At 70.4% G+C, this 6,925-nt stretch carries 11 protein-coding genes; 9 read left to right on the forward strand and 2 right to left on the reverse strand.

Features of this window, described 5'->3' with window-relative positions; translation table 11 throughout:
• Positions 1-3: 3 nt before the first annotated feature.
• From ABZ656_RS27235 to ABZ656_RS27270, 8 genes are all read left to right on the forward strand, one after another.
• Complete coding sequence (locus ABZ656_RS27235; RefSeq protein WP_101404269.1) at positions 4-900, forward strand: alpha/beta hydrolase; 897 nt, start codon at positions 4-6, stop codon at positions 898-900.
• Between the two features lie 69 nt (positions 901-969).
• The gene (locus ABZ656_RS27240) at positions 970-1,224 is read left to right on the forward strand and encodes a MoaD/ThiS family protein (protein WP_101404270.1); all 255 of its coding nucleotides are present in this window, start codon (positions 970-972) and stop codon (positions 1,222-1,224) included.
• A gap of 8 nt (positions 1,225-1,232) precedes the next feature.
• Complete coding sequence (locus ABZ656_RS27245) at positions 1,233-2,438, forward strand: hypothetical protein (protein WP_360271083.1); 1,206 nt, start codon at positions 1,233-1,235, stop codon at positions 2,436-2,438.
• Between the two features lie 173 nt (positions 2,439-2,611).
• The gene (locus ABZ656_RS27250; RefSeq protein WP_101404271.1) at positions 2,612-3,364 is read left to right on the forward strand and encodes a DUF2993 domain-containing protein; all 753 of its coding nucleotides are present in this window, start codon (positions 2,612-2,614) and stop codon (positions 3,362-3,364) included.
• Between the two features lie 250 nt (positions 3,365-3,614).
• Positions 3,615-3,695 carry a putative leader peptide gene (locus tag ABZ656_RS27255; protein ID WP_350310325.1) on the forward strand — a complete coding sequence of 27 codons (81 nt, stop codon included), beginning with the start codon at positions 3,615-3,617 and terminating at the stop codon, positions 3,693-3,695.
• A gap of 140 nt (positions 3,696-3,835) precedes the next feature.
• Positions 3,836-4,675 (forward strand): sulfurtransferase, encoded by an 840-nt coding sequence (locus ABZ656_RS27260; protein ID WP_095853903.1) that lies wholly within the window; start codon positions 3,836-3,838, stop codon positions 4,673-4,675.
• A gap of 22 nt (positions 4,676-4,697) precedes the next feature.
• A complete protein-coding gene (locus ABZ656_RS27265; RefSeq protein WP_054232391.1) occupies positions 4,698-4,985 on the forward strand; it encodes a DUF1416 domain-containing protein in 288 nt (95 codons plus the stop codon).
• An 88-nt stretch (positions 4,986-5,073) separates the two neighbouring features.
• Positions 5,074-5,334 carry a DUF3099 domain-containing protein gene (locus ABZ656_RS27270; protein ID WP_067371511.1) on the forward strand — a complete coding sequence of 87 codons (261 nt, stop codon included), beginning with the start codon at positions 5,074-5,076 and terminating at the stop codon, positions 5,332-5,334.
• A 19-nt stretch (positions 5,335-5,353) separates the two neighbouring features.
• On the opposite strand, the gene ABZ656_RS27275 is transcribed toward ABZ656_RS27270, so the two are convergent.
• Together ABZ656_RS27275 and ABZ656_RS27280 are read right to left on the reverse strand one after the other, a co-directional pair.
• A complete protein-coding gene (locus tag ABZ656_RS27275; RefSeq protein WP_360271086.1) occupies positions 5,354-5,485 on the reverse strand; it encodes a hypothetical protein in 132 nt (43 codons plus the stop codon).
• A 13-nt stretch (positions 5,486-5,498) separates the two neighbouring features.
• Positions 5,499-5,861, reverse strand: coding sequence for a DsrE family protein (locus ABZ656_RS27280; protein WP_101407995.1), 363 nt, complete (start codon positions 5,859-5,861; stop codon positions 5,499-5,501).
• Between the two features lie 154 nt (positions 5,862-6,015).
• Between ABZ656_RS27280 and ABZ656_RS27285 the strand changes: the two genes are divergently transcribed.
• The gene (locus tag ABZ656_RS27285) at positions 6,016-6,759 is read left to right on the forward strand and encodes a hypothetical protein (protein WP_360271088.1); all 744 of its coding nucleotides are present in this window, start codon (positions 6,016-6,018) and stop codon (positions 6,757-6,759) included.
• Positions 6,760-6,925 lie beyond the last annotated feature (166 nt).

Raw genomic sequence — 6,925 nt, forward strand, 5'->3', positions numbered from 1 at the left:
CACATGAGCTCAGGTCCGGCAGGTCAAGCGACGGGATCTTCCGATCGTCCACCCCTTGAGACGCCACCGCAGACCCCTTTGCGGAGGTTTCTGCACACGGTCGACGGGGTGACGATCGATGCGGCGTACGACCCTGGAACGCGGCCTTCTGGTGACTCGGCCACTGGCTTGAACGATGTGGTCATTGTCGTCGCGCACGGCTTCACGGGCGATCTGGAACGTCCGCACGTGCGCCGCGCGGCGGCGGTCCTCGCCCGGCACGCGGCGGTGGTCACCTTCTCCTTCCGTGGTCACGGCGCCTCCGGCGGCAGCTCCACGGTCGGTGACCGCGAGGTCCACGATCTGGCCGCCGCGGTGGCCTGGGCCCGCGAACTCGGGCACACGCGTGTGGCCACCGTCGGCTTCTCGATGGGCGGTTCGGTGGTGCTGCGGCACGCGGCGCTGCACCGTGGCCCGGACGGGGGCTCGGACCGGGGCGCGGAGATGGAGCACGAGGGGCGCACCGAGGCGCGTACGGACGCCGTGGTTTCGGTGAGCGCACCCGCCCGTTGGTACTACCGGGGTACGGCCCCTATGCGTCGCCTGCACTGGCTGGTAACCCGGCCGGTGGGCCGTGCGGTCGGCCGTTACGGCCTGCGCACCCGGATCCACCACCGTGACTGGGACCCGGTGCCGGCCTCCCCGGTCGAGTCGGTCCCGCTCGTCGCGCCCACTCCGCTGCTGATCGTCCACGGCGACCAGGACGGCTACTTCCCGGTCGACCACCCGCGGATGCTCGCCGCCGCCTCCGGCGGCCACGCCGAACTGTGGATCGAGCACGGGATGGGCCACGCCGAGCACGCGGCTGACGACGGGCTGCTCGGCCGTATCGGGGCATGGGCCGTCGCGGCGGCGGGCTAGCCTGACCGTGTTCACAGAAACCACTGATGACTGATCCGTGTTCACGGAAAACACCGATTGAGGAACGAGATGGCACAGGGCACGGTGCGTTACTGGGCCGCCGCCAAGGCAGCGGCGGGCGTCGCGGAGGAACCGTACGACGCGGGCACGCTCGCCGAGGCGCTCGACGCGGCCCGCGCGCGACACCCCGGCGAACTCGTCCGCGTCCTGCGGCGATGCTCCTTCCTCATCGACGGTGACCCCGTGGGCACGCGCGAACATGAGACGGTACGGCTGGCCGAGGGCGGCACGGTCGAGGTGCTCCCGCCGTTCGCAGGAGGGTGAGCGAGACGATGAGCGACCAGCCGTACGAGGGCCGGTACGAGGGTCAGTACGAGGGGTACGACCCGTATCCGCAGCCTCAGCAGCAACAGCCGCAGCAACGGCCTCAGCAGCAACAGCCGCAGCAACGGCCTCAGCAGCAACAGCCGCCGCAGCAGCCCGAGTGGCAGCAGCACACGCAGCAGTGGGAGGGGCAGACCTGGGAGACCCAGGTGCAGCCCCCGATGCCGGCGGCGGACACGACGTACCTGCCGCCGCGGGGCTACCAGGCCTACCCCGAGCCGCAGACGTACGGCACGGTCGGGCAGCCGCTGCCGCAGGAGGCGCCGGCACCGACTCCGGCACCGGAGTGGACGCCCGCGTACCAGCCCCCCGCCCAGCAGGCGCCCGGCACCGGCAGTGCGGTCACCCCGGAGACCGCCTCCGGCTACGGCCCCCCGACCGTCACCGGCAACGCCCGCGTCACCGACGCCCAGCGCGCCCGTGCCGAGGGCCGCTCCCCGATCATCGAACCCGGCATCCAGCCCGCCGCGCTCACCGCGGTGCTCGGGCTGCTGCTCTCCGGGACGGCGGCGATCGGGCAGTACGCCCTCGTCGTCCCCCTCGTCCTCCTCCAGGCCGTCACCGCGGCGGGCTGGTTCCGGCTGAACGGGATGTGGCCGGCCCGCCAGGGCATCGCGCTGGCGTTCCTCGGCGCGGTCACCGCGGACGTCGCGCTCCTCGCGGCGGGCCGGGAGAACGCGCCCGCCGCGATCCTCGGCACCCTCGGCGTGTGGGTCCTGCTCACCCTCGTCCTGCAACTGCGCAGTCATGCCGACCCGGACACCCGGATGTACGGCCTGATGGCGACCGTCGCCTCGGCGGCGCTCGCGATCATCGCCACCGGGCACCTCGCGGCCGAGCCGGACGCCGTCACGGTGGGCGCCGCCGCGGTCGCCGTCGCGATCCTCGCCCGCGCCCTGCCGCTGCCCACCGCGGCCTCCGTGGTGGTGGCGCTGCTGGCCGCCGCGGGCGCCGGTATCGCGGTCGGCGGCACGACGGACCTGGGCAGCAAGGGGGCCTTCCTCGGCCTCGGCGCCGGGGTCTGCGCGCTGATCGGCCACCGGGTCGCCAGCTACGACTACCCGTCCCGCTTCGTCCACTTCACCGCGGGCGTGGCCCTGCCGCTGGCCGCCGCGGCCCCGGCGGTCTACCTGCTGGGCCGCGCCCTCGGCTAGGGCCTGTCCGGCGTGATCCGCCGGACAGGCCCCGGGGCCTGGTCCAGTGGCTGTTCGTCACAGGTGATCTACAACCACTTCGCAGGGCCCCGTCGCGGGGCCCTGCGGGGTTAGGTTCGCTAGGGAGGACCACTCGGTCGCCCGGATCCGTTCGAGGTGGGGGAACACCGCGCATGCGTGCACTGCGAATAATCCTGATCGTCACCGTCATCCTGGGCGGCCTGTTCGTGATCGCGGACCGGGTGGCGGTCGGTTTCGCGGAGAACAAGGCGGCGGACCGGATCAAGACCACCGAGGGCCTGGCCGGCACGCCGGACGTGTCCATCGAGGGCTTCCCCTTCCTCACCCAGGTCGTCGGCGGCGAACTCGACGACGTGAAGATCGGCATCAAGGACTACGAGGCGTCGACGAGCGGCGCGGGCAGTGCCGGCGGCACCGGCACCATCCGTATCGACGACCTGAACGCCGAGATGCACGGCGTCAGCTTCAACGGCGACTACAGCTCCGCCACCGCCAACAGCGCCACCGGCTCCGCGTCCATCGGGTACGCCGAGCTGCTCAAGACCGCCAAGTCCCAGCCCACTCAGGTCGGCCCCGAAGTCACCGCCCGGGTCGTCGGCCTCTCCGACGGCGGCAACGGCAAGATCAAGGTGGCGGTCGAGGTCAGCATCGGCGGCACCAAGGTGCCCCAGCCGGTCTCCGTGCTCAGCTCGGTCACGGTCGTCGGCGGCAACACGGTCAAGGTGCACGCGGACTCCCTCCCCAAGCTGGGCGTCGGCCTCGCCGAGAACCGGGTGCGCGCGATCACCGACTTCGAGCAGAAGATCGGCCAGCTGCCGGGCGGCATCCAGCTCGACACGGTCCAGGCGGCCGCGAACGGCGTGGACATCTCCGTGAAGGGTTCGAACGTCAAGCTGGTCGGGTAGAAGGGCCAGCGGCCACTGGCCGCTGGCCGGAGGCCGGAAGCCGGGGAGACCGCGGCCGGAGAGCTGTCCGAGGGGCGAGACGGGCCCGTCCGTACCGCAGATGTGCGGTCGGTGTGATGACGGATGCCGGCGCCCGGAATCCCTGCGGGGGCCGTACCGGCGGTGAAGGCGTCCCACATTGCGGACGATCGCATCTCAGCATCCGACACGCCGGTGACATGCCCGCCTGTCCGTCCCTACGATCGGACCCATGAAGCGACAGGCGGATCTCACGAAGCGGCGGGCAGTAGACCTGTGCCGCGTCGCCGCCATGCTCTGTCGCACCTTCTGAGCGGGACATTCGTCCGTCCGCCCTCCCCTGGCCCCTCTTCGCCAGGGTCCCCGTGCGCGCCGCGCAGCCTCGACAGGCATGACCGCGCACCCTCTGTCTAACGCACCGCCCCGCCGCAACTGCCCCGGAGGAGAAACAGCATGAGCCGCAGCGACGTCCTGGTCGACGCCGACTGGGTCCAGGACCACCTGGACGACCCGAGCGTGGCCATCGTCGAGGTCGACGAGGACACTTCCGCGTACGAGAAGAACCACATCAAGAACGCGATCCGGATCGACTGGACCAAGGACCTCCAGGACCCGGTCCGCCGTGACTTCATCGACCAGGAGGGCTTCGAGAAGCTCCTGTCGGAGAAGGGCATCGCCAACGACACGCTGGTGGTCCTCTACGGCGGCAACAACAACTGGTTCGCGTCCTACGCCTACTGGTACTTCAAGCTGTACGGCCACGAGAACGTCAAGCTCCTCGACGGTGGCCGCAAGAAGTGGGAGCTCGACTCCCGCGACCTGGTCGTCGAGGTCCCGAACCGTGCCGCGACCGACTACAAGGCCAAGGCCCAGAACACCGCGATCCGCGCCTTCCGCGACGACGTCGTGGCGGCCATCGGTTCGCAGAACCTGGTCGACGTCCGCTCGCCCGACGAGTTCAGCGGCAAGCTGCTCGCCCCGGCCCACCTGCCGCAGGAGCAGTCGCAGCGTCCGGGCCACGTCCCGAGCGCCCGCAACATCCCGTGGTCGAAGAACGCCAACGACGACGGCACCTTCAAGTCGGACGACGAGCTCAAGGAGCTCTACGCCGAGGAGCAGGTCGACCTCGCCAAGGACACCATCGCGTACTGCCGTATCGGTGAGCGTTCCGCGCTCACCTGGTTCGTGCTGCACGAGCTGCTCGGCGTGGAGAACGTCAAGAACTACGACGGCTCCTGGACCGAGTACGGCTCCCTGGTCGGCGTCCCGATCGAGCTCGGCGCCAACAAGTAACCCGGAAGGACGGAATCGAAATATGTGTGGAGCGAAGGCCGGCGGCCCCGACGCCTCGACGATCAAGCCCGGTGAGACCACCATCCAGGGCCAGGTGACCCGCGACGGCGAGCCCGTCACCGGTTACGTGCGCCTGCTGGACTCGACCGGCGAGTTCACGGCGGAGGTCCCCACCTCCGCGACGGGCCAGTTCCGCTTCTACGCGGCCGAGGGCACCTGGACCGTACGCGCCCTGGTCCCCGGTGGCACCGCGGACCGCACGGTCGTCGCCCAGACGGGCGGCCTCGCCGAGGTCGCGATCGCCGTCTGACAGCACTTCTGAGTGGCCGAAGGGCCGCACCCCAGGGTTGGACGCTCGGGGTGCGGCCCTTCGGTATGTACGGGCCTACGCTTGAGGTATGTACGCACGACGGCGACACGTCTACTTCGCCATGATGGGGACGTGCATCGGTCTTTTCGTCCTGGCCTGGGGAGTCGTAAGGATCTGGTCGATTCCCGTGGCCGTGGGGATGTGTGTGGTGGCGATGGTGATTCCGCCGTTCGCCGCGATGGTCGCCAACCGGCGGGGGCCCGAGGACCGCTGGTGGGACGACCCGTCCGGGGATCAGAAGTCCGACGAGTGGTGGGACGAGCTCGACGGCAAGAAGCGCCGCCCGTAGGAGGGCGCGCGCAGCACCTTCAGTACGCGCAGCACCTTTCAGTACGCGCAGCACCTTTCAGTAAGCGCAGGACCATCAGTACGCGCAGCACCTTCAGTACGTACAGCACCTTCAGTACGTACAGCACCTTCAGTACGTACAGCACCTTCATGCGCGCGGCACCTTCAGTAGACGAGCGCCTGCGTCTCGTCCGCCATCGCCTCCTGGACGAACACCTGGGCGCCCGCGATGCGTACACCGTCGATGACGTCCTTCTCCGTGATGTCCCGGCGCGCCGCGCACTGGGTGCACAGGGTGAGCCGGCCCGCGGCCAGGACCGAGTCGATCAGATCGGGCAGCGGCGCCGCGTGCGGCAGCTCGAACTCGGCGGCCCGGCCCGGCAGTGCGAACCACGAGGACTCGCCGGTCAGCCACAGGGAGACCTCGACCCCGCTGGCCACGGCCACCGCCGCGACCGTGAACGCCTGCGAGCAGCGCTCGGGGGCATCGGCCCCCGCCGTCACCTTGATCACGAGCTTCTTCGCCATGGCCGCATGGTAGTCCGGGGGAGTCGGGAGAGTCCGAATCGTGATCATGCCCCTTACAACTCCATGAGATTCCCATGGGTCTCCTGTGCGCGCGGATATGGAATCCGTGCGTCGCGTTCCGTGGGGGGATGTCGTGGAAGTCGAGGAAGTACCCGTGCCAGGTCCGGAGGCAACGGGCGAGGAGACATCTGAGGAGGCGCCTCGCGTACGCCGGCGGGGGCGTACGGCCCTGCTGATCGCCACGGCCGCCGTGCTGGGGCTCGTCGGGGGCACCTGCGCCGGCTATCTGATCCAGGCCGACCGGGAGCCGACCAAGCTGCCGTCGCTCTCGCAGCCCGTGGTGGCCCAGGCCAAGGGCGCCGGTCCCGAACCGCTGTCCGCCGCGCAGGACCGCCGCGTGAAGACCGACGGCGACCTGCGCAAGCTGCTGATCAAGCGGCCGAAGGGGGCCCAGGACACCGAGTACGCACCGGGCCGCGACGGCTGGCTGACCATGGCCGAGTACGCGGACCAGCTCGAGGACCCGGACCAGGCGTTCGGGCAGCTGGTCGGCGCGGAGTTCCGGCGTGCGGCCGGCGTCGACTGGCGGGTCGGCAGCACGTACAGCGTCGGGATCAGGCTCGTGCAGTACCGCCAGGAGGAGAACCTCTCCGCCTCCGAACAGGCCGGCAACTGGAACGTGGACGGCACCCGCAGCTGGCCCGTCCCCGGCACGGGCGACGGCATGGCGTACGTGACGACCAAGCCCGACACCAAGCCCGGCTATCTACCGGTGTACAGCGCACAGGCACACGCCTGGCGCGGTGACATCGCCATGGAGGTCTGGATCTACGACACCAAGCCGATTTCCAAGGCCAAGATCATGGACCTGGCCGAGCGGCAGATGGAGCGGCTGTGACCGAGGAGCAACCGATGAGCGAGCAGCCCGTTCAGGAGCACGTGGAGGAGCCCGCCGTGGAGTCTGCGCCCGAGCCCGCCGTGGAGTCTGCGCCCGAGCCCGCCGTGGAGTCTGCGCCCGAGCCCGCCGTGGAGTCTGCGCCCGAGCCCGCCGTGGAGTCTGCGCC

Origin of the sequence: Streptomyces sp. NPDC007095, from assembly GCF_040634475.1 — a bacterium.
Lineage (GTDB): Bacteria > Actinomycetota > Actinomycetes > Streptomycetales > Streptomycetaceae > Streptomyces.